The organism is Caulobacter sp. (genome assembly GCF_035254145.1).
In the GTDB taxonomy this organism is placed as follows: Bacteria; Pseudomonadota; Alphaproteobacteria; order Caulobacterales; family Caulobacteraceae; genus Caulobacter.
Genome location: NZ_DATFAV010000262.1, coordinates 1 through 22855, shown reverse-complemented (window position 1 = coordinate 22855; position 22855 = coordinate 1). Strand labels below are relative to the sequence as shown.

Annotated in this window: 24 protein-coding genes; 9 read left to right on the top strand and 15 right to left on the bottom strand. The window is 67.8% G+C overall.

The genetic code is table 11. The annotated features are described in order from the left end of the window. Positions 1 to 529: PAS domain-containing protein (locus VJ655_RS16135; RefSeq protein WP_414646993.1), on the bottom strand; the 529-nt coding region annotated here is incomplete at its 3' end. A gap of 65 nt (positions 530 to 594) precedes the next feature. After that, positions 595 to 1053 (bottom strand): Lrp/AsnC family transcriptional regulator, encoded by a 459-nt coding sequence (locus VJ655_RS16130; protein WP_324112816.1) that lies wholly within the window; start codon positions 1051 to 1053, stop codon positions 595 to 597. 107 nt (positions 1054 to 1160) lie between these two features. On the opposite strand from VJ655_RS16130, the gene VJ655_RS16125 reads away from it, so the two are divergent. After that, the gene (locus VJ655_RS16125; protein WP_324112814.1) at positions 1161 to 2366 is read left to right on the top strand and encodes a methionine gamma-lyase; all 1206 of its coding nucleotides are present in this window, start codon (positions 1161 to 1163) and stop codon (positions 2364 to 2366) included. 96 nt (positions 2367 to 2462) lie between these two features. On the opposite strand, the gene VJ655_RS16120 is transcribed toward VJ655_RS16125, so the two are convergent. Both VJ655_RS16120 and VJ655_RS16115 read right to left on the bottom strand, forming a co-directional pair. After that, on the bottom strand, positions 2463 to 2888 hold the full coding sequence (locus tag VJ655_RS16120; protein ID WP_324112812.1) for a hypothetical protein: 426 nt from the start codon (positions 2886 to 2888) through the stop codon (positions 2463 to 2465). Positions 2889 to 3063: 175 nt separating this feature from the next. Further along, positions 3064 to 3336 (bottom strand): hypothetical protein, encoded by a 273-nt coding sequence (locus tag VJ655_RS16115; protein WP_324112810.1) that lies wholly within the window; start codon positions 3334 to 3336, stop codon positions 3064 to 3066. A gap of 266 nt (positions 3337 to 3602) precedes the next feature. Here VJ655_RS16115 and VJ655_RS16110 point away from each other — a divergent pair, with 266 nt between their 5' ends. Continuing rightward, entirely contained in the window at positions 3603 to 3956 is a 354-nt protein-coding gene (locus tag VJ655_RS16110; protein ID WP_324112809.1) for a PilZ domain-containing protein, read from the top strand. Positions 3957 to 4030: 74 nt separating this feature from the next. Here VJ655_RS16110 and VJ655_RS16105 read toward each other — a convergent pair whose 3' ends face one another. From VJ655_RS16105 to VJ655_RS16095, 3 genes are all read right to left on the bottom strand, one after another. Next, positions 4031 to 4465: a helix-turn-helix domain-containing protein gene (locus VJ655_RS16105; protein WP_324112808.1), complete on the bottom strand. Its 435-nt coding sequence runs from the start codon at positions 4463 to 4465 to the stop codon at positions 4031 to 4033. A 452-nt stretch (positions 4466 to 4917) separates the two neighbouring features. Next, positions 4918 to 6444 carry a response regulator gene (locus VJ655_RS16100; RefSeq protein ID WP_324112806.1) on the bottom strand — a complete coding sequence of 509 codons (1527 nt, stop codon included), beginning with the start codon at positions 6442 to 6444 and terminating at the stop codon, positions 4918 to 4920. 180 nt (positions 6445 to 6624) lie between these two features. After that, complete coding sequence (locus VJ655_RS16095; protein ID WP_324112804.1) at positions 6625 to 9453, bottom strand: TonB-dependent receptor; 2829 nt, start codon at positions 9451 to 9453, stop codon at positions 6625 to 6627. Between the two features lie 479 nt (positions 9454 to 9932). On the opposite strand from VJ655_RS16095, the gene queC reads away from it, so the two are divergent. From queC to VJ655_RS16080, 3 genes are all read left to right on the top strand, one after another. After that, complete coding sequence (gene queC, locus VJ655_RS16090) at positions 9933 to 10673, top strand: 7-cyano-7-deazaguanine synthase QueC (protein WP_324112802.1); 741 nt, start codon at positions 9933 to 9935, stop codon at positions 10671 to 10673. Between the two features lie 136 nt (positions 10674 to 10809). Then, positions 10810 to 11442: a 7-carboxy-7-deazaguanine synthase gene (queE, locus tag VJ655_RS16085; RefSeq protein ID WP_324112800.1), complete on the top strand. Its 633-nt coding sequence runs from the start codon at positions 10810 to 10812 to the stop codon at positions 11440 to 11442. A gap of 71 nt (positions 11443 to 11513) precedes the next feature. Continuing rightward, positions 11514 to 11882, top strand: coding sequence for a 6-carboxytetrahydropterin synthase (locus VJ655_RS16080; protein WP_324112798.1), 369 nt, complete (start codon positions 11514 to 11516; stop codon positions 11880 to 11882). 120 nt (positions 11883 to 12002) lie between these two features. Here VJ655_RS16080 and VJ655_RS16075 read toward each other — a convergent pair whose 3' ends face one another. The 3 genes from VJ655_RS16075 to aroC form a co-directional block, all read right to left on the bottom strand. Beyond that, the gene (locus tag VJ655_RS16075; protein WP_324112796.1) at positions 12003 to 12215 is read right to left on the bottom strand and encodes a hypothetical protein; all 213 of its coding nucleotides are present in this window, start codon (positions 12213 to 12215) and stop codon (positions 12003 to 12005) included. Positions 12216 to 12407: 192 nt separating this feature from the next. Beyond that, complete coding sequence (locus VJ655_RS16070) at positions 12408 to 12941, bottom strand: response regulator (protein WP_324112794.1); 534 nt, start codon at positions 12939 to 12941, stop codon at positions 12408 to 12410. Between the two features lie 145 nt (positions 12942 to 13086). Then, positions 13087 to 14178: a chorismate synthase gene (gene aroC, locus VJ655_RS16065; RefSeq protein WP_324112793.1), complete on the bottom strand. Its 1092-nt coding sequence runs from the start codon at positions 14176 to 14178 to the stop codon at positions 13087 to 13089. A gap of 211 nt (positions 14179 to 14389) precedes the next feature. Between aroC and VJ655_RS16060 the strand changes: the two genes are divergently transcribed. Then, complete coding sequence (locus VJ655_RS16060; protein ID WP_324112792.1) at positions 14390 to 14848, top strand: hypothetical protein; 459 nt, start codon at positions 14390 to 14392, stop codon at positions 14846 to 14848. Between the two features lie 179 nt (positions 14849 to 15027). Here the strand turns inward: VJ655_RS16060 and VJ655_RS16055 are convergent, their stop codons facing one another. Genes VJ655_RS16055 through VJ655_RS16045 form a run of 3 tightly spaced genes read right to left on the bottom strand, consistent with a single transcriptional unit; the run spans position 15028 to position 18467 of the window. Next, entirely contained in the window at positions 15028 to 16368 is a 1341-nt protein-coding gene (locus VJ655_RS16055; RefSeq protein WP_324112790.1) for a M56 family metallopeptidase, read from the bottom strand. Positions 16369 to 16389: 21 nt separating this feature from the next. Next, on the bottom strand, positions 16390 to 18084 hold the full coding sequence (locus VJ655_RS16050) for a M56 family metallopeptidase (protein WP_324112788.1): 1695 nt from the start codon (positions 18082 to 18084) through the stop codon (positions 16390 to 16392). Continuing rightward, positions 18084 to 18467 (bottom strand): BlaI/MecI/CopY family transcriptional regulator, encoded by a 384-nt coding sequence (locus tag VJ655_RS16045; protein ID WP_324112786.1) that lies wholly within the window; start codon positions 18465 to 18467, stop codon positions 18084 to 18086. The genes VJ655_RS16050 and VJ655_RS16045 overlap by 1 nt, the downstream gene beginning before the upstream one ends. Positions 18468 to 18606: 139 nt before the next feature. Between VJ655_RS16045 and VJ655_RS16040 the strand changes: the two genes are divergently transcribed. Both VJ655_RS16040 and VJ655_RS16035 read left to right on the top strand, forming a co-directional pair. Beyond that, positions 18607 to 19092, top strand: a complete 486-nt coding sequence (locus VJ655_RS16040) for a hypothetical protein (RefSeq protein WP_324112784.1) — start codon at positions 18607 to 18609, stop codon at positions 19090 to 19092. Positions 19093 to 19159: 67 nt separating this feature from the next. Continuing rightward, positions 19160 to 20119 carry a bifunctional helix-turn-helix transcriptional regulator/GNAT family N-acetyltransferase gene (locus VJ655_RS16035; RefSeq protein WP_324112782.1) on the top strand — a complete coding sequence of 320 codons (960 nt, stop codon included), beginning with the start codon at positions 19160 to 19162 and terminating at the stop codon, positions 20117 to 20119. 33 nt (positions 20120 to 20152) lie between these two features. Here the strand turns inward: VJ655_RS16035 and VJ655_RS16030 are convergent, their stop codons facing one another. Then, entirely contained in the window at positions 20153 to 20854 is a 702-nt protein-coding gene (locus VJ655_RS16030) for a glutathione S-transferase (RefSeq protein ID WP_324112781.1), read from the bottom strand. Between the two features lie 221 nt (positions 20855 to 21075). Here VJ655_RS16030 and VJ655_RS16025 point away from each other — a divergent pair, with 221 nt between their 5' ends. Then, positions 21076 to 22053 carry a patatin-like phospholipase family protein gene (locus tag VJ655_RS16025; protein ID WP_324112779.1) on the top strand — a complete coding sequence of 326 codons (978 nt, stop codon included), beginning with the start codon at positions 21076 to 21078 and terminating at the stop codon, positions 22051 to 22053. A gap of 72 nt (positions 22054 to 22125) precedes the next feature. On the opposite strand, the gene VJ655_RS16020 is transcribed toward VJ655_RS16025, so the two are convergent. Beyond that, positions 22126 to 22855, bottom strand: a 730-nt coding sequence (locus VJ655_RS16020; protein ID WP_324112777.1) for an aminotransferase class III-fold pyridoxal phosphate-dependent enzyme, incomplete at its 5' end; no start/stop codon positions are given.

Here is a 22855-nt window from a genome sequence, read left to right as displayed (position 1 = left end):
GGCGCAGCAGGGCGCAGAAGCTGTCGTTGGCCTCCAGGATCTCGCCGGTCGGTGTCAGGCGCGCCACGCCCATGGCGGCCTGGTCGAAGACGGCGCGATAGCGGGCCTCGGCGGCCTCCAGCTTCTGGCGGGCCTCGATATTGGCGGTGACCACCTCGGTGTAGAGCACCAGGCCGCCGATCTCTCCGCTGTCCGTGCGCCAGGGGGCCATCGACCAGCGGATCCACTCGGTGCGGCCGTTGCGGTCGACATAGGGGTCGCCTTCGTGACGCAACTCGACGCCCTCGGCGATGACCCGCGCGTGCAGGTCGCGCCACTTCTGGGGGATCTCCGGGAACACCTCGTAGTGCTGGCGGCCGATCAGCGGCAGGTCGGCGGGCAGGTTCTGATCGGTCAGGTACTGCCGCGAGGCGGCCAGGTAGCGCATCTGGCTGTCGAAGATCGCGATGCCCAGGGGCGCGTGCCTCAGCGCGGTGGTCACGCTGGGAGACGCGGAGAGTGGCGGAGCGTCGTCGATCATTTCGTCCATCGTAGCGGCACCTGCGGAGCCTTCGACTGACTTTCCCGTGAGGCTTAGCAAGACTGCGGCCTACTTCAACCGCTTACGGGAAACACGCGAGTCTGCTTGACCACGCCATAGGCGAAGCTGGTGTCGATCGAGGCGATCCCCGGAATGGCGTGCAGCCTGCGGCGCATGAAGTCCTCATAGGCCTCCAGGCTGTCGACGATCACCCGCAGCAGATAGTCGTCGCCGCCGGCCAGCAGGAAGCAGTCCAGGATCTGGTCGATCCGCGCCACCGCGTCCTCGAAGCCCTTGATCAGGTCCTGGCCGTGACGGTCCAGCCTCACCCGGACGAAGACGGTGATCGGCAGGCCATAGGCCTTCTGATCGACCAAAGCCGTGTAGCCGGTGATCACCCCCTCCGCCTCCAGGTTGCGCACCCGGCGCAGGCAGGGGGAGGGTGACAGGTTCACGCGCTCGGCCAGGTCCTGGTTGGTCAGGCGGCCGTCCTTCTGCAGCTCGCGGATGATCTGGCGGTCCTTGGCGTCCACGAGCGGCTCCTTGAGCAGAATCTGCTAAAATGAAAGCCCATTGTGGCAGACTTCGCAATCCGTCGCACAGGGTCCCGCGTCACATTCGCTCCAACAGGGAGTGACAGATGCGGAACGAACATGGCGGCTTTTCCACCCGGGCGATCCATGCGGGCTATGATCCCGCCGACGAGCACGGGGCGCTGACGCCGCCGGTCCACCTGACCTCGACCTTCGCCTTCGAGAGCGCCGAGGCCGGCGGCGAGATGTTCGCCGGGACGCGGGAAGGGCACTTCTATTCGCGCATCTCCAACCCGACCACCGACCTCCTGGAGCGCCGGCTGGCCAGCCTGGAGGGCGCCGAGGCCGCGGTGGCCACCGCCTCGGGCATGGGGGCGATCACGGCGGTGCTGTGGAGTTTCCTGCGGGCCGGCGACGAGGTGATCACCGACCAGACCCTCTATGGCTGCACCTTCGCCTTCCTGCGCGACGGCCTGACGCGCTTTGGCGTTTCGGTGCGTCAGGTGGACATGACCGACCCCGACGCCCTGGCGACGGCGATCTCGGACCGGACGCGGATCGTCTATTTCGAGACGCCAGCCAATCCGAACATGCGCCTGGTGGACATCGCCGCGATCAGCCGCATCGCCCACGCGGCGGGCGCCAAGGTGGTGGTCGACAACACCTACGCCACGCCGGTGCTGACCCGGCCCATCGGCCTGGGCGCCGACATCGTCGTGCATTCGGCGACCAAGTACCTGGGCGGCCACGGCGACCTGGTGGGCGGCGTCGCCGCCGGCGGGATCGAGGACATGGCCCGCGTGCGCCTCGTGGGGGTCAAGGACATGACCGGGGCGGTGATGTCGCCGTTCACCGCCTTCCTGGTGCTGCGGGGCCTGAAGACCCTGTCGCTGCGCATGGCCCGGCACGGCGAGAGCGCGGAGGCCGTCGCCCGCTGGCTGGAAGCCCATCCGGCCGTCGATCGGGTGTTCTATCCGGGACTGGCCAGCTTCCCGCAGCGGGGTCTGGCCGAGCGCCAGATGGCCGGAGGCGGCGGCATGATGGCCTTCGAACTGAAGGGCGGCCACGCGGCGGGAGTGGCGATGATGAACCGGCTGGCGCTGATCCGCCGCGCGGTGTCGCTGGGCGACGCCGAGACCCTGATCCAGCACCCGGCCAGCATGACCCATTCGACCTACGCCCCCGAGGAGCGCGCCGCCGCCGGGATCACCGAAGGCCTGGTGCGGCTGTCGGTCGGACTGGAGGACGTCGCCGACATCCTGGCCGACCTCGAGGCGGCGCTGGCGCCGGAGCGGGTGGCCTCCCCAGCGTGACGGGGGGGCAGGTCTTCGAACCCATTGGCCCGTCTTCGTCGACAAAGCCAGCCGCCGGCGCCCAGAGCGGACATTGCGGCGGGCTGTTCGGGGTGGCTAGCGGACGTTAGGGAATTCCCTTCCGTTGGTAGCGCGGCAGCGAAAACGGGTGAATGCAAACGTATCGCCAGTGTTCGTTTCCAACATGCTAGCTTCGAATTTCGCGCCGTCCTCGTCATGGCGGTGAATACGCAGCAATCGCCCGCTGTCGAGCAGCACCGCCTCTGACAAACCTCTGCTGTCATCTCGCAGCGCCACTATCCTTTCGCTGAAGTTGGCGTTCACATAGCGAATGGATTTGCGAGCGAAGTCGATCTCCCATCGCGCGTCCGAGTTAGTGCGTGTGCACGCCGAAGTTCCGGCAATGCACTCCTGTCGGAAAAGGCTGACACAGCTAACGCGGGAATGGTTTCGCCACACGGCGTCCTGAGCCGGCGCGAGCGTCGGAACAAGAATGACGGCCAATAGGACTAGGGCTTTCATGGACCCCATTGGGGCTGAAGAAGGAAGGTTCCGCAACGGGTCGAGAGGCGCCTTCGGCATCGAGGACTGAAGGTCCAGTTCTTGGAGCTGAGGCGACGACGGCTCACGGCGCGACCACGCCGGAGAAGCGGACGCCGTGACCGGCAGGCGGGGGTGGGAAACTGCCGCGAGCGGGCTAATGCCCCCCGGACGCCAGCGAAACCAAGACGCCAACCATCCCAATCGCGCTAAATGCCGCGTAGGCCCAGAACTTCTTAAGCAGCTTTCCTTCGGGAAACAGCGCCTTGTATTTGGTAGTCACGCGCTCCCATTTTGAGGGATACCAAACGTAGAGCGCTTCCTGATTTTCGGCGGGGCTTTGTTGATTGATCGCTCTAACGACCTCGGACACGATGGCGTTGGCGCGCGTACAAGCGTACATCGCCGCTACGAAGCACAGCGCAGCCATTGCAAAAGGCACTACGTTTGTAAGCATTGAAGCGCGACGTTAGCCGACCCTGCGAAGGTCGCCAACGGGTCGATCGTAGTCCCTCGATCTCACCCAAAACCCCGACCTTCCCGGCGAACGCCGGGACCCGGATCGAACCCGCGCGCCTTCATCCCGTTGGCGCCGCGCCATGGCGCGTCATCTCAGCCGCTCCGGGGAACGTCGCCACCCCTCCGGAAACCTAAATTCTGCACCGCCGATTAACCGCGCCGTGCGTTTATCCCGGCATGACGAAGCAGCCGTCAGGGTTGGAAAGCGACCGGCGGACCAACGTCCGCATCCCCACGCAGCGATCCGGCAAGATCCTGTGCGGCGCCTTCGCGTGGGACTGTCTGATCCGCGACCTTTCCAGCCAGGGCGCCAAGGTGCAGATGCTGTCCAGCGCCGCGCCGCCGGCCAAGGTGCAGCTGGTCGACCTGGCCGCGGGGCTGGCGCACGAGGTCACCGTGGCCTGGCAACGCGACCGCGAGGTGGGCATGCGCATCACGCGGACCTACGACCTGCGCGGGTTGGCGCCGGCCGCGGTCGGCATGGCCAAGCGGATCTGGCTGGCCTTCCAGGCCGAGGCCCCGACGGGCTGATTTCCCAAAACGACGAAGACCTCGGCTGAGCGGGCCGAGGTCTTGCCATGTCGTTAGACGCGGTTCGCGAGGTTTTAGGCGACCTCGCCGCGCGCGGCGTCGTCGGCCATGGCGCGCACCAGGTCGAGCACCTGGCGACGAACCCGGCCGCGGCCGATCTTCGGGAACACTTCGGCCAGTTCCAGGCCCTCCGGGGTGGTCAGGAATTCCTGGACCACGCGTTCGGCGTGCTGGGTGGCGTCATCGATTTCGGCGCCGCTCATCGGATCGGCCAGGCCGTCGAAGAAGAACGACACCGGGACCTGCAGGGTCTTGGCGATCTCGTAAAGCTTGCTGGCGCTGACGCGATTGGCGCCGCGCTCGTACTTCTGCACCTGCTGGAAGGTCAGGCCCAGGGAGTCGGCCAGCTGTTCCTGGCTCACGCCCATCAGCTTGCGACGCATGCGCACCCGGCCGCCGACATGCAAGTCGACGGGGTTGGGGCGTCGGCCTTCGGTTTCTTCGCTCATCTGTTTCCGCCTCCAACGGTTGTTCAGTGAAAATGACACGACCGTGACGTCGGTGGAAGCGAATGGACGCCGGGCGCGGCGTTAGGTCGCGATGGTCACGCTTCCCGCCGCCGGCGCGAAACCTAGCCCCTGGCGGCACGATTCGCCGCCAACCTTGGGGTGATCCAGCGGGCGCGCGACGCGTCCAGCGGGTCGGGCGCGGGCGGATTGGGGGGAGGTCGGTGCATGGAATGTCGACCTAGGACGGACCGATATTCAAGGCGGCAAACAATTCCTGCCTTCCTGGGCCCCGTGCCCAGGACCCATCGTTCCGTAGCCGCTAAGTTTGACCAGCGTCCTGGGCCGTTCAGCCCCGGCTCAACCCAGAATTTCAGCCTGCCGCCAACATGGGTCCTGGGCACAAGGCCCAGGAAGGCGAGTTATCAACTGCAAGCGCCGCTTTGAGTGTCGGCCTAGGCCGCCGCTTCCTCGGCCTCGTCGTCGTCGCTGAGCAGGGCGCTGAGCACGACGGCCAGCCGCTCGGGCTTGATCGGCTTTTCGACGACGTCCTGCATGCCGGCGGCGACATAGGTCTGGACGTCGACCGGATCGGCGTTGGCGGTCAGGGCGACGACGGGAATCCGGCCGGCGCGGCCAGCCATTTCCCGGATCGCGCGGGTGGCGGCGATGCCGTCCATGCGCGGCATCTTGATGTCCATCAGGATCAGGTCGAAGCGACCGGTCCGGGCCATTTCGACGGCCTCGACCCCGTCGACGGCCTGCTCGGAGGTGCACTCGAACATGTCGCACAGCGCCTCGGCGACCATGCGGTTGGTGGCGTTGTCGTCGACGATCAGGATGTGGGCGGGGCGGGCGACCAGGCCCAGCTCGCTTTCCTGGCGCGTGACCATGACGGCCGGAGCGGCCGTCAGCGAGAAGCCGATGGTGACGCCCGCGCCCCGGTTGGCCTCGGCGACGAGCGGAGCGCCCATGGCGCGCATGACCCGGCGCGCCAGGGCCAGGCCCACGCTGAGGGCCATTTCGCTGCTGTCCTGCTGGCTGGCCGAACCGAGCGGAGAGCTCAGGCGGGTCAGGCGCTCCTGCGCGTGGCCGGCGGTGTTGTCGCGCACCTGGCCTTCCAGGCGGACCAGATCGCCCTCGGCGCGGGCCGTCAGGCGCGCTTCAATCATGCCGCGGCCGGCCGCCAGCGCGTTCTCGATCAGGATGTCGAACACCTGCAGCAGGCGCTCGCCGTCGACCTCGACACCGCACTCGGGGCTGCCGTCGTAAGAGACCAGTAGGGTCGAGCCGCCCTCCTGGGCGCGGGCGGCCCAGCGGGCCTCGACCGCGTCGGCCAGGTCGCGCAGGCGGGTGGGAACGGGCTTGAAGACCAGCTGCCCCTGGGCGGAGCGGTGCAGGTCGATCGCGCGCCCGACCGTCTCGCTCATGTCGCGGCTGGTGTCGCCGATGGCGCGGACGAAGGCGGCGGCGTCGGGCGTCAGGCGCTGCTGCTCCAGCCGCTCGGTGATGGCCAGAACGCCGTTCAGGTGCGCGCCGATGTCGACGGCCATGCGCTCGACCAGGGCGCGGGCGTCGCGCGCCTCGTGCTGGCGGCGACGGTGCGAGTTCAGCAGCGAGGCCAGCCCGCCGACCCCGACATAGCGGCCGGCGGCGTCGACGGCGACGTAGGCCGTGCGGAACACCGGCACGGGGCTGTCGGCCAGAAGATTGACGAAGGCGCTGCTGTCGGTCTCGGCCGTGACGATGCGTGGCGTGGCGTCCATGACCTCGGAAATCGGGGTGTTCGCCAGCGGCTCGCCGGCGACGCGCATCATCCCCTGCAGGACGTCGCGATAGACCAGGCCCAGCGGCCGGTCGTGCTCGACGACGGCGAGGGCGGCCACCGTCGGATCGGCGTCGAACATCGCCGCGACCTCGGCGCATGACGCGCCGGGCGCGATCGGTGCGCGCGTATCGAGCAGACGTGACAGCGTTTCCATACGGGACTTCGCCAGGACCTTAAGGGCGTCAACTTGCCCTCCACCGCCTTGCGGAGTCGTTAAGTCGGCCGATGCGCGCGGTGTCACAGGCAGTAAATCGGGGCGGGCCTCGTCCTCCGGGCGCGAAAAAGGGGCGGCGGTGGCCCGCCGCCCCTTTCTGCGTCCGTGTCGGGACGGACGCTACCAGGACTTGGTGATCGCCACCCCGTAGAGGCGAGGCTCGGCGGTGATCACGTTGGTGAACAGGCCCGAGCTGTCGTCGGTGGTGTAGGCGTCGACGATCGGGATCTTGTTGCCGATGTTCTTCACATAAGCGTCGATCGACACCCCCCACTCGGGCTTTTCGAGCTTCAGGGTGATGTTGCCGTTGTCCCAGGCTTTCAGGCGGTCGTACTCGGTGTTGTAGACCCGAGCGAACTGCTTGCTCTGGCGGTAGTAGTCGCCGCGCAGCGTCGCCGACCAGCCGCCCGATAGCTCGAACGTGTACTGGGCGCCGACCGAGGTGGTCCAATGGGGCGAGTTGGGCAGCTCGTTGCCCGACAGGTTGGCCGCCGTGCCCTCGATCGAATAGCCGGCGCCGTAGTTGTAGAGCCCCGTGGCGTTGGCCAGGAAGGCCGCGGTCGGGGCCGGCAGGCCCGCGCCGCCCAGGGCGGCCGGAGCCGACAGGAACGCCTGATAGGCCGCCGCGCCCGAGCAGGCCCAGGGCAGGGTGGCCCCGGCGCCCGCGCCCAGGATGGTGGCGACGCCGGCGGTGGCCAGCACGCAGTTGGCGCCGACGGCCGACGAGTTGGGGCCCACCTTCACGACCGTATAGGCCGGGTTGGACTGGGTCCGGTTCATCGTGTCGATCGAGGTGACCCCCGGGCCGATCTTGGTGTGCAGATAGCCGAGATTGGCGTTGAGCTTCAGGTTGCGGACCGGCGACCAGATGGTTTCCAGCTCCAGGCCGTAGACCTTGGCGTCGACGTTCTCGTTGACCGAGGTGCGGTTGACGATCTTGGAGATCTGGTAGCCCTGGTAGTCGTAGGCGAAGCCGGTGGCGTTGAAGAGCAGGCTGCCGCCCAGCAGGGTGTTCTTGGTCCCGATCTCGAAGGCGTTGACGAACTCGGGATCGAAGGTCTGGCGGATGCCGACGGAATTGGCCGGGACGCCCGGATTGATGCCGCCGCCCTTATAGCCCTTGGAATAGAACGCGTAGAGCAGGGTGTCGTCGGTGAAGCCCAGGTGGGCCTTGTAGTCGAAGCCGAACCGGCCGGTCAGCTCGCTGAAGCGGGCGCGCTGGTCGGGGTTGGTCGGGTTCAGGGTCAGGCCGTAGCCCGGGGCCAGCAGCACGGTCGAGTAGTTTTTGACCGCCTTCTTGTCGCGCGTCTGGCGCAGGCCCAGGGTGAATTTCAGGTCGTCGTTGGCCTGCCAGTAGAGTTCGCCGAACAGGGCGTCCGACACCAGGGTGTAGGGCGTGCGGTTGTCATAGTAGTTGTGGCCGTCGCCCGTGGGATTGGCGGCCGCGTCGATGCCGATGCAGTTGGCGGTGGTGGCCGGATTGCAGTTCGGATTGCCGGTCTTGGAATAGTTCAGGGCCAGCGACGACAGGGTCAGCGAGTTGCCGATCACGTAGTAGTCGGTCAGCGTCCGGTAGGTGAAATGGATGCCGCCGACGTTGAAGTTCAGCGGGCCGTCGAAGGCCGACTGCAGGCGGATTTCCTGGCTGAACTGTTCCGAGCGGCCCGACGAGACGTCGATCGTCGTGAACTTGTTGGTGTTGCCCACCTGCGGGTCGTTGAAGAAGCCGCCCGGCGTGAACGGGGTGCTGTTGAAGGGCACCGGCGAGACGTTCCGATTGTAGTCCTGCTTCGTATAGACGCTGCCCTTGCTGTAGGCGGTCATCGTCGTCAGCGTCAGCTGGTCGGTCAGGTCATAGTTCAGGGTGAACTGGTAGACGTTCGAGGACGACTGGTAGAGCGGATCCAGCGCGGTCTCGATCTCGCGCAGGTTCGTCGAGGTGGTGTCGCCCAGGTTCGTGTCGCCCGAGGTGAAGCCGAAGATGTTGCCCAGCAGGCCCGTCAGCGTGCCCGAGGTGTTGACCGTGCCGTAGGCGCTGGAGCCGTACAGCGAGGCCGGCAGACAGCCCTGGGTCAGGAAGCCGCGCGCCGCGCCGGTGGGCACGCCGCCGACCGTGGCCGGACCGTTGTCCTTGGTGCAGAGCTGCTTGCCGGTGCGGGCGCGGTTGTCGTCCTCGTGGAAGCGTTCCCACAGGAAGTTGGTGCGCAGTTTCTCGGTCGGATTGAACATCACCTGGACGCGGGTCGAATAGAGATCCCGGTCGTCGACGACGTGGTTGTTGAAGGTGTTGGTGACGAAGCCGTCGCGCTTCAGCGTGGCGCCGGACAGGCGCACGGCCAGCTTGTCGCCGAAGATCGGCACATTGACCATGCCGCGCAGGCGCATGGCGTTGTAGTTGCCGTATTCGGCCCGGACGTTGGCCTCGAACTGGTCGACCGGCTTGGCGGTGATCACGTTGACCACGCCGCCGGTGGCGTTGCGGCCATACAGCGTGCCTTGCGGCCCGCGCAGCACTTCCACCCGCTCGACGTCGTAGAACTCGGCCTCGAACAGGTTGCCCGACTGCATCGGGGCGTTGTTCATGTGGACGCCGACGCCCTGGTCGGCCGAGGCGCCGACGGCCTTGGCCCCGATGCCGCGGATCTGGAAGTTGAAGCTGTTGGTGAAGTTGCTGCGGGCGAAGCTGACGTTCGGAATGGCCTGCTGCAGGTTGGGGCCGCCGTCGATCTTCTGCGCCTCCAGCGAGTCCTGGCTGAAGGCCGAGACCGCGATCGGCACGTCCTGAAGCGCCTCTTCCTTCTTCTGGGCGGTGACGACCAGTTCCTCGATGACCGTGCCGCCCTGTTGCTGGGCGGACTGCTGGGCGAAAGCGGGGACCGCGAGAGCCGAGAGCACGGCCGCCGAAGCGCCCATGGTCAACAGGCTCCGCATACGCAGAGTTTGCGACATTGAATTCCCTCCCTGGACGCAAGCGGCGCCTTATGGGTGGGCCTGCGAGCGTCGATGTTTCCTCGGCGCCGTACTGTTTTTCACCACGCGGGCGTACGGCGAACCCTTCGCAGCATTGGGAGATTGCATACTTGCGTTCTCTGACTGTCAACTGGCGTGGGCGTAAGTGATCAGTGATATGTTACGCCTTTTCACTTTGAATCCGGCCTTGTTGTCCTAAAGGTCGCAAGTTTCCACCCGATTAGAAGATCCGGTTTGGAGCTTACGTTACGGAACTCCTGTCGACGCCAGCGGCATTGGTTCAGCACAGCTTGGCGCATGATGGATCGGGCGCGCCAAAGAATTCGATTCGGTTCATTGTCTGAGTATAGCTCGCCGCACGACGTTCGTCCGGCGCGTGAGCGCGGGCGGTTCCGGGCGGGCCTCGCCTCGTGTAGAGGAAGGCCCATGTTCCCCTTCTTCCCAGTCGAGCGCCTCGCATGAGCCCGCACGAGCGCCCCCTTGCCGATCAGGCGGCCCTGGTCCTGTTTTCCGGCGGCCAGGACAGCAGCGTCTGCCTGGCCTGGGCGCTGGAGCGCTATGGTCGCGTCGAGACCGTCGGCTTCGACTATGGCCAGCGTCACGTCGTCGAGATGGAGGCGCGCCAGGCCGTGCGCCGCGAAGTCGCCGCGCGCTTCCCGCAATGGGCCGGCCGCCTGGGTGAGGACCATGTCCTCGACATCCGGAGCTTTGGCGCCGTCGCCCAGTCGGCCCTGACCGCCGACCGCGCCATCGAGATGACCGAGCGCGGCCTGCCCTCGACCTTCGTGCCGGGGCGCAACCTCGTGTTCCTGATCTACGCCGCGGCGCTGGCCGACCGGCGCGGGATCGACGCCCTGGTCGGCGGCATGTGCGAGACCGACTTCTCCGGCTATCCCGACTGTCGACGCGACACCCTGGACGCCATGCAGAGCGCCCTGAACCTGGGCATGGACCGGAATTTCCGGGTCGAGACCCCGCTGATGTGGCTGACCAAGGCCCAGACCTGGGCGCTGGCCAAGACTCTGGGCGGCGAGGACCTGGTGCGGCTGATCGTCGAGGAGAGCCACACCTGCTACCAGGGCGAACGCGGCGCGCTGCACGCCTGGGGTTACGGCTGCGGCGCGTGTCCGGCCTGCGAGCTGCGCGAGAAGGGTTACGCCGAGTGGGACGCGGGCGGGCGCGAGGCGCTGGTTCAATGAGCATCCGCGAGATCATTCCCTCCCCCTTGCTGGGGGAGGGTAGGGTGGGGGTGACACGGCGGCTCCGCTCGCGCCTCGACCTGACGCGCTGTCACCCCCATCCCCGACCCTTCCCCCATCAAAGGGGGAACGGGGCGTGACCTATTCCGTCAAAGAGATCTTCCTGACTCTGCAGGGCGAGGGCGGACAGGCCGGCAAGGCGGCGGTGTTCTGCCGTTTCGCCGGCTGCAACCTGTGGAGCGGCCGCGAGCAGGACCGGGCCAAGGCGGTCTGCACCTTCTGCGACACCGACTTCGTGGGCACCGACGGCGAGAACGGCGGCAAGTTCGTCACCGCCGAGGATCTGGCCGCCGCGGTCGAGAGCCAGTGGACCGGCGGGCCGGACGATCGGCTGGTGGTCTGCACCGGCGGCGAGCCCTTCCTGCAACTGGACGAGCCCCTGATCGCCGCTCTGCACGCGCGCGGCTTCCAGATCGCGGTGGAAAGCAACGGCACGCTGGAGGCTCCGGCCGGGATCGACTGGATCTGCGTCAGCCCCAAGGCCGACGCGCCGGTCGTCCAGACCTCGGGCCAGGAGCTGAAGCTGGTCTACCCGCAGGACAAGGCCATGCCGGAGCGGTTCGCGGACCTGGATTTCGAGCGCTTCTACCTGCAGCCGATGGACGGCCCGGACCGCGACAGGAACACGCAATTGGCGGTCGCCTATTGCCTTTCCCACCCACAATGGCGTTTAAGCGTCCAAACACACAAATATCTCGGCCTGCCCTGACGGATAAGGCGCTCGACTTGGTGACAGGGTCGTCGCGCTAGAGCCTCCCAGGCCTAGTCAAAAGAAGTCACATGTCCGAATACGCCTTCGAGATCACGAAGGCCGCGTTTTTCGACGCGGCCCATTTCATTGAGCAGGGTCCCGCCGACCACCGCTATCGCAAGCTGCACGGCCATTCGTTCAAGGTCGAGGCCAGCGTGCGCGGGGTCATGCAGCCGGCCGGCTGGGTCGCCGACCTCGACACCCTGGACGTCGCCCTGAAGGCCGTCGCGGCCGAGCTGGACCACGGCCTGCTCAACGACAAGCCGGGCCTGGAGACGCCGACGCTGGAGCGCCTGTGCCTCTATTTCGCCGAGCGGCTGAAGGTCCAGTTTCCGGGTTTGTCGCGCGTGGTGCTCTCCCGCCCGACCATCGGCGAAAGCTGCGCGCTGACGCTGTAGGGTTTCAATCCTCCCCCTGGCGGGGGAGGTGGTCCGAAGGACCGGAGGGGGAAGTCCTGCCGAGCGTCCTCCTCCATCGTCTCTTCGAGCCGACACCTCGCCTGCTAGGGGGAGGATTTTCTACCGCTCTTCGCGATCCTTGCGGCTGTCGCCGGGGACGATCGCTCGGCCGGTGGCCGCGACGGCCTTGCCTCCGACCTTGGCCGCGCCGCCGACCACCGCGCCGGTGACGCCGATCGCCGCGCCGCCCACGGCGACGGCCACGCAGCCGGCCTGCGACAGGGCGATCGCGGCGAAGGCGGCGACGAGGAGGGCCGGGCGGAAGCTGGTCATGGTCAAGCTCACAAGGACACTGGTCGCCTTTTCTAGACGGCCATTCCTTTAAAGTCTCCGCGTCGGAGAGCCGCGCCGGCTAGAGCGCGTTAGGTTTAAGTGTGAGCGGTTAAACCGCTCAAACGCGCTCTAAGTGTATGAATTAGAGCCTGTTTATCTGGCTTAGATGATTCCATCTAAACCAGACAGGCTCTAGGCCCGAGGCGTGTGCTTGGGTTCGGCGACGTCCACATAGGTCGTCCGGGCGTCGTCGGCGCGGCGCCAGGGGCCCTTGTGACGCGGATTGTCGCGTCGGCGGCGGTCGGGGCCGAAATAATCGCTGCTACGTACGAACGGGCGGGGGTTCTCGATCAGCTGGGTCAGCCGGTCGACCACCGCGCGCGCCGTGACGGGCTTGGCCAGGAACTCGTTGACCCCGACGTCGCGGGCCTCCTGCACGCGCCGTTCGGTCGAGTGACCGGTGATCATGATCACGGGCGTGTAGGGATTGGGGCTTTCCGGGGCGCGTCGCAGCAGCTGGACCAGATGCAGCCCGTCCACCGGGCCCATGGACAGGTCGGTGATCACCACGTCGATGCTGGTCTGGCGCATCACGGCCAGCGCCTCGACGCCGTCCACGGCCTCGAAAACATGGCGCACGCCGATCGCCCGCAGGATCTCGTTCAGCAGGATGCGCATGTGCTGGTTGTCGTCGACCAGCAAGACTTTCAGCAGATCGAACCGCACGGCCCGTCACTCCCCTATGGGGCGAGCGTTACAGGTTCGTAATAAGCGTGGTCAATCGAAAACCCTATATTTTTCAGAAGGTCAGACCAATTTAGTCAATTCGCGACCGCTGTGGTTGGTCTTGCCCACACGCTATGCGCGAATTTCAACCTCCGGTTTGAGCGCGGTGGCGGAGGAAGGCGTCGGCCAGGACGCAGGCGGTCATGGCCTCGACCACCGGCACGCCGCGGATGCCCACGCACGGATCGTGGCGGCCCTTGGTGCGCAGGTCGATCTCTTCGCCGGCCTCGTTGACGGTCTGGCGCGGGATCAGGATCGAGGAGGTCGGCTTGAACGCCACTCGCGCCACCACCGGCTGGCCCGTCGAGATGCCGCCCAGGATCCCGCCGGCGTGGTTGGACAGGAACACCGGCGCGCCGTCGGGGCCCCGGCGCATGGCGTCGGCGTTGTCCTCGCCGGTCAGGGCGGCGCTGGCGAATCCTTCGCCGATTTCCACGCCCTTGGCGGCGTTGATCGACATCAGGGCCGCGGCCAGTTCGGCGTCCAGCTTGCCATAGAGGGGCGCGCCCCAGCCGGCCGGAACGCCGACGGCCTCGACCTCGACCACGGCGCCGGTCGAGGAGCCCGCCTTGCGGATCTTTTCCAGATGCTCTTCCCAGACCGGGACGACGGCCGCGTCGGGCGACCAGTAGGGATTGGCCTGCGTCTCTTCCCAGTTCCAGTTGTCGCGGTTGATCGCATGCGGGCCGATCTGGGTCAGGGCCGCGCGCACCGTCACGCCGGGGATCACCAGCCGAGCGACCGCGCCGGCCGCCACGCGCGCGGCGGTCTCGCGGGCCGAGCTGCGGCCGCCGCCGCGATAGTCGCGGATCCCGTACTTGGCGAAATAGGCGTAGTCGGCATGGCCCGGGCGGAAGGCCTGGGCGATCTCGGAATAGTCCTTGGAGCGCTGGTCGGTGTTCTCGATCATCAGGCTGATCGGCGTGCCGGTCGTGCGCTGGCCGCCGCTGCGCTCGTCCTCGAACACGCCCGACAGGATGCGCACCGCGTCCGGCTCCTGGCGCTGGGTCACGAACTTGCCGCTGCCTGGGCGACGCTTGTCCAGGAACGCCTGGATCATCTGCGCCGTCAGGGCGATCCCGGGCGGGCACCCGTCGACGACGCAGCCGAGCGCCGGACCGTGGCTCTCGCCCCAGGTGGTGACGCGGAACAGGTGACCGAAGGTGTTGTGCGACATGGGCCGGCTTCTAGCGGAAACTGGGCGACGGGGCAAAAGTCGCGACCTTCACAGTAGAGAAAAATGAAATACTCATTGTAGAGTGATTATTTTCACACAAATCCCAAGTTGTTTAGAGTCTCTCCCGCTGTTAATATTCAATTGCCTGACGAGTGGGGAAGTAGATCTCCGCTTCCTTTGGTGTGAATCACAAACAAAAGGGAGAGAAGTTATGGCTACCGGAACCGCGAATTTCACGGGCCAGTGCGGCGAATGCTCTGACCGTGGCTCCTATTTCAAGGCGACGGCCGTCGGCGGCATGCAGGTGGGTCAATCGGCCACGGTGAACGGCAACTCGCCGCAGAACTGCGTCGTGGCCAATGACGGCGGGACGGTGTTCGGGATCGAGCTGCTGGCGAACGCCGGCTTCTACAGCTATCAGGTCCGGGTCGACGCCCAGGGGCCCAGCGGCCCGTTCAGCGGCTCGATGTACCTGGCCTTCGAGGACGAGACGCACGACGTCTACTATCTCAGCATCTATTCCTCGCGCCGTGAATCCCACACGGTGTCGTTCAACAGCAGCTCGCCGAACATCATCGCGATCTACTGGAGCGACTACGACTTCACCGTGAAGACCGGCGACGCCAATCGCGAAAAGGCCAACTTCAAGGTGCTCAGCCCGGCCGAATGACAGCGCACGCCCGCTGAGCGGGCTTCAGGTCTCGGACTGACAGCACGTCAGGGCTGCCCCCCCAGCGCCAGCCTTGGCGTGCTTCTTCGTGGGCGGACGGGCTCCAGATTCCCTCTCTCTGAGCCAGATTCCCTCTCTCAAAGAGAGAGGGATTCGAGATTCGCCATGGCGAGCTCTTCCTACAGTGTCTTCGTCAGGATGTTCAGCGTCACCCGCGAGCGGTCGTTCTCCAACCGGCTGACGACCTCGACCGCGTCGATCGCGCCCTGGGGCAGGGCGGTCGGATCGAAGCCGGCCGGCGGGGCCTGGCCGTTCAGCAGCACCATCGTCTCGGGCGCGCGAAGGCGGCCGCGGATCTGCACGTGGCCGTGATAGGTCGAGACCTGGCCGTCGGGAATCTTCAGCCGCCCGTTGATCAGCTCGGCGTTCGTGACCCGCACATAGTCCGAGCGGATGTCGACGTACTGGCCGGTCTTGTCGTCGCCGATGATGGTGCGGGTGCGGCTGTGGGTTTCGCTTTGCTGGGCCAGGGCGATCGAGCCGGAGACGGCCAGGGCGACCGCCAACAGGCCGGCGAGGCCCAGCAGCGCGCGTCTGGCCAGGCTGGCCGGATCACGGGGATCGGTGATGGCCTTCACGCGCATGGCGGTGGGTCTCCTTCCCTTGCCGGTGAAGGCCGGCTGCAGGCTGGGGGCGGCGCGGACGCGCAGCACGTCGATCAGGGTCTCGGCGTAGCCGCGCCGCGCGGCGGGGGTGGCGTTCTCCAGGGCCATGGCGTCGCATAGCTCCTCGCGCGCGCTGGCGGCGCGGGCGCGCACGGCGGCGAACGGCGGGACCATCCAGAACAGACCGCCCAGCAGGTGCTCGACCAGCAGACGCCAGTTGTCGCCGCGCTTCAGGTGGGCCAGCTCATGGGCGCAGACCGGCGCCAGGCGCTCGATGTCCAGACGCTCGACCAGGGCCGAGGGCAGCAGGATCACCGGGGTCGACAGGCCCGCCAGCATCGGCTGGTCGATGGCGTCGCTGATCTTCACCTCCGGCCGTCCGGTGTCCATGCGCCGGGCGGCGGCGCGGACGGCCAGGGTCAGGTCCTGGGAGACCGGCCGCGCCTCGCGCGTCAGGCGCTTCACGCGCGCGTGGCCTCTCAGTTCCTGGACCGCCGCGATGGCGAAACCGCCGAGCGCCGCCAGGATCAGCAGCCCGCCCACGACCTCGATCCCGTCGAAGCCGGCCAGGGCGCGCGTCGAAGCTTCGCTCATCGCCGCGCCGGCGCTGGCGGCGGCCTTGGAGGTCATCACCGCGCGATAGACCGGCGCGGTGGCCTGCTCGGGCAGAGCCGCGACGCCGACCATCAGGGCCAGGGCGGCGGGCGGCAGACTGACGGCCCGGTTCCAGGCGCGAACCCGGGGGGCGGGATCGCCGGTCAACCGGTCGGCCGTCTTGCCCAGCAGCCAGCCCAGGCCGCTGGCGGGCCAGGCTGCGGCGAGGCCGAGGGCGGCGGAAGCGAAGAGCGGGTTCATGGCGGGCTCCGCGGATGGGCTCTAGGGACGCGCGTCTTGCGCGTCGGCGATGACGACGTTGACGATGATCTTGCCTTCGGCGGTGACGCCGCGATCGGTGAACTCGAGGCGCTGGATCGAGCCTCTGTTCAGCAGGCTGGGCTGAAAACCTGGGGCGGCCGGCAGGCCGTTGACGCGCAGATTGACCTTCACCGGATCCAGCACGCCCTTCACCGTCACGTCGCCCAGGAAGATCGTCTGGCCGCGATTGGGGATCGACCGCTGCATGTCGGCGGACACGTCCACGGCGCCGCCTCCAGGAGAGGGGGCGGGATGGGGATTGGGCCGCGGGTTGGGCCGCGGGTTGGGCCGTGGGTTGGGATGTGGATTGGGGTGCGGGTCGGGATGAGGGTTGGGCTGCGGATTGGGATGGGGGGTCGGCGTCGGGTGCGGGTTGGGCCGGGGCCTGGGGTCCGCGGCCGCGACTGGCGCGGCTTCGACCGCTGGCGCGGGCTCGGCGATGGGCGCGACGCTGTCGAGGGCCTTGGCCGGCGCGGCGGGCGCGACATCCTGAACGGCGGCGTCTAGGGGGGCGGCGTCTGGGACGGCGTCTGGGGCGGCGACGGCCTGGGCCGCCTCGGCGACTTGGGCGGCGGCCTCGACAGCGGGGGAGATCGGCGGCGCCAGACGGCGGGCCTGATCGGCCAGGGCCAGGGAGCCCGCGCCGGTCGCGGCGGTCAGCGCCCCGCCAAGGACCAGGGACAGGCCGATCCTTCCCGCCGAGGCGCTGGCGCGCGGCTGCAATATGGCCGCCAGCCGCATCGAGGCCAGGCTTCGATCGAGACCGGTGAAGGCCGACTGATAGACCTGGACGGGCGAGGGCTGGGCGGCCAGCTTCAGGGCTTCGACCAGGGCGCGGGCGTAGTCGTGGCGCGCCTCGGGCGCGGCGCCGTCCAGGGCGGTCAGGTCGCAGACCGCCTCGCGGGTCGCCAGCATCCGCCCACGCACGGCGGCCGTCGGCGGGGCCAGCCAGAAGAGGCCAGCCAGGGCCTCCTCGGCGGGGATGCGCCAGTTGTCGCGCCGGCGCAGGTGCGCCAGTTCGTGGCCGCAGACCAGGGCCAGGCGCTGGACGCTCGCCGCGCGGGCCAGGGCCTCGGGCAGAAGGATCGCCGGGCGCAGGGCGCCGGCCAGCAGCGGCTCGCCGACCCGGTCGCTGATCCGAACCGACGGCGCCCGCACGCCCAGGCGGACGGCGCGCTGGCGGACGGCCTCGATCAGGGCCGCGTCCTGGCAGGGACGGGCGGCGGCGCGGATGGCGGCCAGGCGCCGTCGGCCGCGATTCCAGCGCCAGCCGCGGGCGGCGACCCCGGCGAGGGAGAGGCCGACCAGCCCCCAGGCCAGCGACGCGGCCAGGGCCGGTGGCGGCGTCCAGGCGCGCGGGGCGAGCGGAGCCTCCGCGCCCGCCTGAGCCAGTTGGACGGAAACCCGTTGCGCGGCGTTCGCCGGCGCGGCCCCAGGCCCGAAGATCGTGGGCGCGAAGTTCGCCGGCAGGAAGGTCAGGGCCACGGTCGCGGCCAGGGCGCCGGCGGGCAGGGCGTAGGCCAGGCTCCAGGCCGCCGCGCGCGGGCGCGGATCGTCGGTCAGGCGCTCGACCAGGCGGCCAAGGCCAAGGCCAAGCACGCCGACAGGCCAGGCGGCGGCCAGACCCAGGGCGGAGGCGGCGAGCAGGGGTTGCATCACGAGGTCTCCTGGCCGCTGGACGGCTTGGCCTTGTTCAGCAGGGCTTCCAGTTCCTGGATCTCGCTGTCCGACAGGATCTGGCTGCCGGCGAAGGCGGAGGCCGGCAGGCGGCCGTCGATCTCCAGCAGGCCGCGCAGGCGGTTCAGCACGCCGCCGATCACGTCGACCTTGCCGGTCCGGGCCTCGTAGACCGCCAGGCCGTGCACCGAGCGGCGGGTCAGCAGGCCCTTGGCCACCATCCGCTCCAGCACGGTGCGGGTGGTCGAGGCGCTCCAGCCCAGCTCGGGCTCGATCAGGCCCTGAGCCTCGCGGGCGCTCATCGCCCCGCCGCGCCAGAAGGCCTTCAGCACCTCCAGTTCGAGATCGGATGGTTCGGTCATCGACGCGCGGGCTCCGTAGTGTCGCGAGTACGCTACAAATGTAACGAGATCGCGTCAAGCGTGGTGAACGACGTTCCGGGATGACAGATGTAGATTGTTGAATTACATTTGTACATCTACTTGGGGTGGAGAGGGTTTCATGGCCTCGCAGGACATTCAGATCGTGAAGCTGCCGCTCGAGGAGCCCATCCGTGGGCGGTGGCGGCGCATGGCCATGGTGGTCGGCCTGACCCTGCTGGTCAGCGCGCCGGGGTTCATCGTCGTGGCGCGAGAGCACTATTCGACCATCGAGGCGGCCGACAGGCTCTGGCGGGTCGATGGCCGGCCGTGCGCCCCGCTCAGCGCCAAGGCGTTCTGGTCCGTGTCGCGGCGGCCGTCGCTGACGCCCTACGACGGCGCGGTCTATGGGCGCCACGGCGGGGCCATGTTCTGCACCCATCGCACCGCGCCGGTCGGCGGCGCGCCGGTGCGATATCCCGTCTGCAAATTCGACGCGCCCGACTATCTGGCCGTCACCGCCGGCGGTCGGGAGCAATTCTATGACCTGACCATGGGCCGCGCCGCGACGGTCTGGGTGGTGAACGGCCAGGTGCGCTGCGTGGTGAGCCCGCCGTTCGAGATGTAGCGGCCCTCTTGCGTCGATCCCCGTTTCATAGCTAGCTATATAGCGTGCTATGAAACGGGAGCGCGCGATGCAGGTCGATCTTCTGGCGGGGTTTGGCGTGGGATTCCTGGGCAGCCGGCTCAAGCGCCTGGCCGAGCGGATGCAGGCGGACGCGGCCGAGGTGGCCCGGGCGCTGGACCTGCCGGTGCAGCCGTCCCAGATGTCGCTGCTGCTGACCATCCGGCTGCACGGGCCGATCGCCGTGGGCGAGCTGGCCGAGCGCCTGCAACTGGCTCAGCCCACCGTCACCCGGGCCCTGAAGCCGCTGGAGGACGACGGCTTCGTCGCTGCGTCGCGCGCGCCGGGCGATGGCCGCACCAAGCGCCTGGCCCTGACCGAAAAGGGCCAGGCCCTGCTGGTCCGTATCCAGACCGAGCTGTTGCCGCGCATCGAACCGGCGGCGGCCGAGCTGGTCGAGGGCCTCCGCGGCGACTTCATGCAGGGGCTGGCCAGGGTCGAACAGCGTCTGGCCGACCGCTCGCTGCTGACGCGGATGGAGGCGGCGGGGCCGCCGACCATGTGGGCGCGCGACTTCTCCGACGACCTGGCGCAGGCCTTCTACCGGATCAACGCCGAGTGGATCCAAGACATGTTCGCCCTGGAGGAAAACGATATCGCCCTGCTGTCGAAGCCGCGCGAACTGATCCTCGACAAGGGCGGGGTGGTGCTGTTCGCGCAGACGCCGGAGCTGGGGGTGGTCGGGACCTGCGCCCTGATGGTCTCCAAGGACGGCTGGGTCGAGCTGACCAAGATGGGCGTGCTGAAGAGCGCCCGGGGCCTGAAGGTCGGCGAGTTCCTGCTGGCCAAGACTCTGGAGCGCGCCGCCAGCCTGGGCATGGACAAGGTCTATCTGCTGACCAATAAAAAGTGCGGCCCGGCCATCCACCTCTACGAAAAGCTGGGCTTCGTCCACGACGCCGAGATCATGCGTCAATTCGGGGCGCGCTATGAGCGGTGCGACGTGGCGATGTCGTATCGGGGGCGGTGAGGGTGAGGAAGGCGGGCCATCTGCGGCGCGTTTTCAGTCCCCCAGCACCTTCCGCAGCGAGGCCTCGATCTGGCCGCCGCACCAGGTGTCGCCGTAGTCCTCGCGGGCCTTGTCCGCCAGGGCGCGCAGTGGCGGCAGGGCCGAAACTCGGCGCGACAGGGCGGCGGTCATCGGGGCCGTCTCGTCTAGGATCTCGGCGATCCTGGGGAAGCGCTCGGTCATGGTCGACCACAGGGTGGCGGTCACCACGTCGGCGACGCCAGGCGCGTCGCCGCCCAGCAGGAAGCCTGACTTCGCCGTCAGGCCGTGGCGCAGGCCGGTCTCCTCCCAGAACGACATCCATTTCTTCAAGCGCGGTTCGAAATCCGCCCAGCGTTCGGGCGTCCACATCTGGCGGCCGCCGTTCAGGGTGATCTCGTCGAGCACATCGACGGCGTCGTGGACGACCTTGATCGTCAGGGCGCGCAGGGCCGGCGTGGCGGGCAGCAGGTCCAGGGTCTCGCCCAGATAGAGGATGACCGCCGTGGTCTGGGCGATGGCGAACTCGGCCTTGTGGTCGACCAGCAGCGGCGGACCCATGAACGGAACCGGCATGTCCGCGACCTCGCCGCCCATCAGCGCGCCGATCGCCCCGTCGCCCGCCTCGGTCCAGGTCTTGCCGGCGAAGGCCAGCACGGCGCGCACGAACTGGCCCCGAAAGGGCGCGGACCAATAGTAGAACGTGTAGTCGGACATGGCGGCCTCCTTCGGACCTCTCGCCAAAACGCCCGCCCGCAAGCCGCGTTCAGTCGTTCGTCGTTCGGGCGCCGTGCATGATGTCAGCGCCGAACACGCCGCGGCTACTCGATTTAGGGTTTAAGCTCGTAATACGTGTAATTTATTACATATGGAACCCAAGGTTATCATCAGTCTCCCCGAAGTATCTTTGGCTCAACACCAGACCCTAGGGGCGGATCATGACCTATCGCATTCTATCCTTTTGCGGCGGCGGTATTCGCGGGCTGCTGTCGGCGATCATGCTTCAGCGGCTGCAGGCCTCGACAGGGGTCAAGCTGGCGGACCAGGCCGACCTGATCGTGGGAACCTCCACGGGCTCCTGGATCACGGCCCTGCTCACCGCGGGATATGGACCCGCGGACATCGTGAGCTTCTACAATCCCCTCATGGCCGCGGCCATGTCGGTGAAACAGACGAGTCCCACCAAGCCGGAGTATGGCGGCGGCCTCATCGACAAGGTTCTTCAGACCCTTCCGATCTTCGGGATCTTCGGCAAGCCGTTGAACGAGCTTGGTCGGACGATCATGGTCGCCTCGTTCGAGATCGGCGCCGAGGGAATCCCCTGGACGCCCCAACTGATCCACAACTTCCCGAATTCGCCGACTTCCAACATGTCGCTGCTCGATGCGGTGCATTGTTCGGGCGCGATGCCGGGCATGCTGGCGCCGGCCGCCATCACGCTGAACGGGCAGCCCAAGCGGTTCGTCGACGGCGCCTTCATGCACCACGATCCCACCATCGCCGCGATCGCCCTGGCGGTCGCGAACGGCGCGGCGCTCGAGGACATCTCCGTGCTCGATTTCGGCACCGGCTTCATGGCCAACTACATCACCGCCGACGTCTCGACTTGGGGATCGCAACAGTGGATGAACGGCGACGGCCAGACCGACGGGGTGTTGCCGCCGTTGCTCGTCAACGTGACCAATCCAGGCCCGCCGATCTTCAACATGCTGCTGAACGGCACCTCCACTAACCTGATGCCCGATCTGGCGGGGATGATGCTCGGCGGGCGTTTCGCTTATCTGAACCCGGATTTCGGCGGCGCCTATGTCGCCGAGGACGACGTGTCGACGACGGCGCTGAAGTTCCTGTCCGACACGGCCAACGCGTTCTCGCTCAGCGCCGCCGAGACGGTGGTCAACAGCTACTGGTCCTGACGATCCAACCGGGTCGAGCGGTCGCTGGAGCTCCCGCTCCGGCGACCATCTTCGTCCGCGCCGGCCAGCCGCTCAGTCGACCTTGGCCAGCACCGCCCGGATCGTCTCGACCATCCGGTCGATGTGGCTCTTCTCCAGGATCAGCGGCGGCGACAGGGCGATGATGTCGCCGGTGACGCGGATCAGAAGGCCCTCGTCGAAGCAGGTCTCGAAGACCTCCAGCGCGCGGGCGGTCGGGGCGCCGGGGCGGGGCGCAAGCTCGATCCCGGCGACGAGGCCGAGGTTGCGGATGTCGACCACGTGGCGGGCGTCGGCCAGGCTGTGCATGGCGTCCTGCCAATAGCCCTCGATCCCGGCGGCGCGGGCGAAGAGGTCGTCTTCCTGGTAGGTCTCCAGCGTGGCCAGGCCCGCGGCGCAGGCCAGCGGATGGGCCGAATAGGTGTAGCCGTGGAAGAGCTCGATCGGAGCGTCGGCGCCGTCCATCATCGCGTCGTAGATCTTGCCCGAGGCCGCGACCGCGCCGCACGGGACGGCGGCGTTGGTCAGACCCTTGGCCATGCAGATCAGGTCGGGCGTGACGCCGAAGCGGTCGGCGGCGAACGGCGCGCTGACGCGGCCGAAGCCGGTGATCACCTCGTCGAAGATCAGCAGGATGTCGTGCTTGTCGCAGATGGCCCGCAGGCGTTCCAGATAGCCCTTGGGCGGGATCAGCACGCCGGTGGAGCCGGCCACCGGCTCGACGATCACCGCGGCGATGTTGGAGGCGTCGTGCAGGGCCACGATCTTCTCCAGGTCGTCGGCC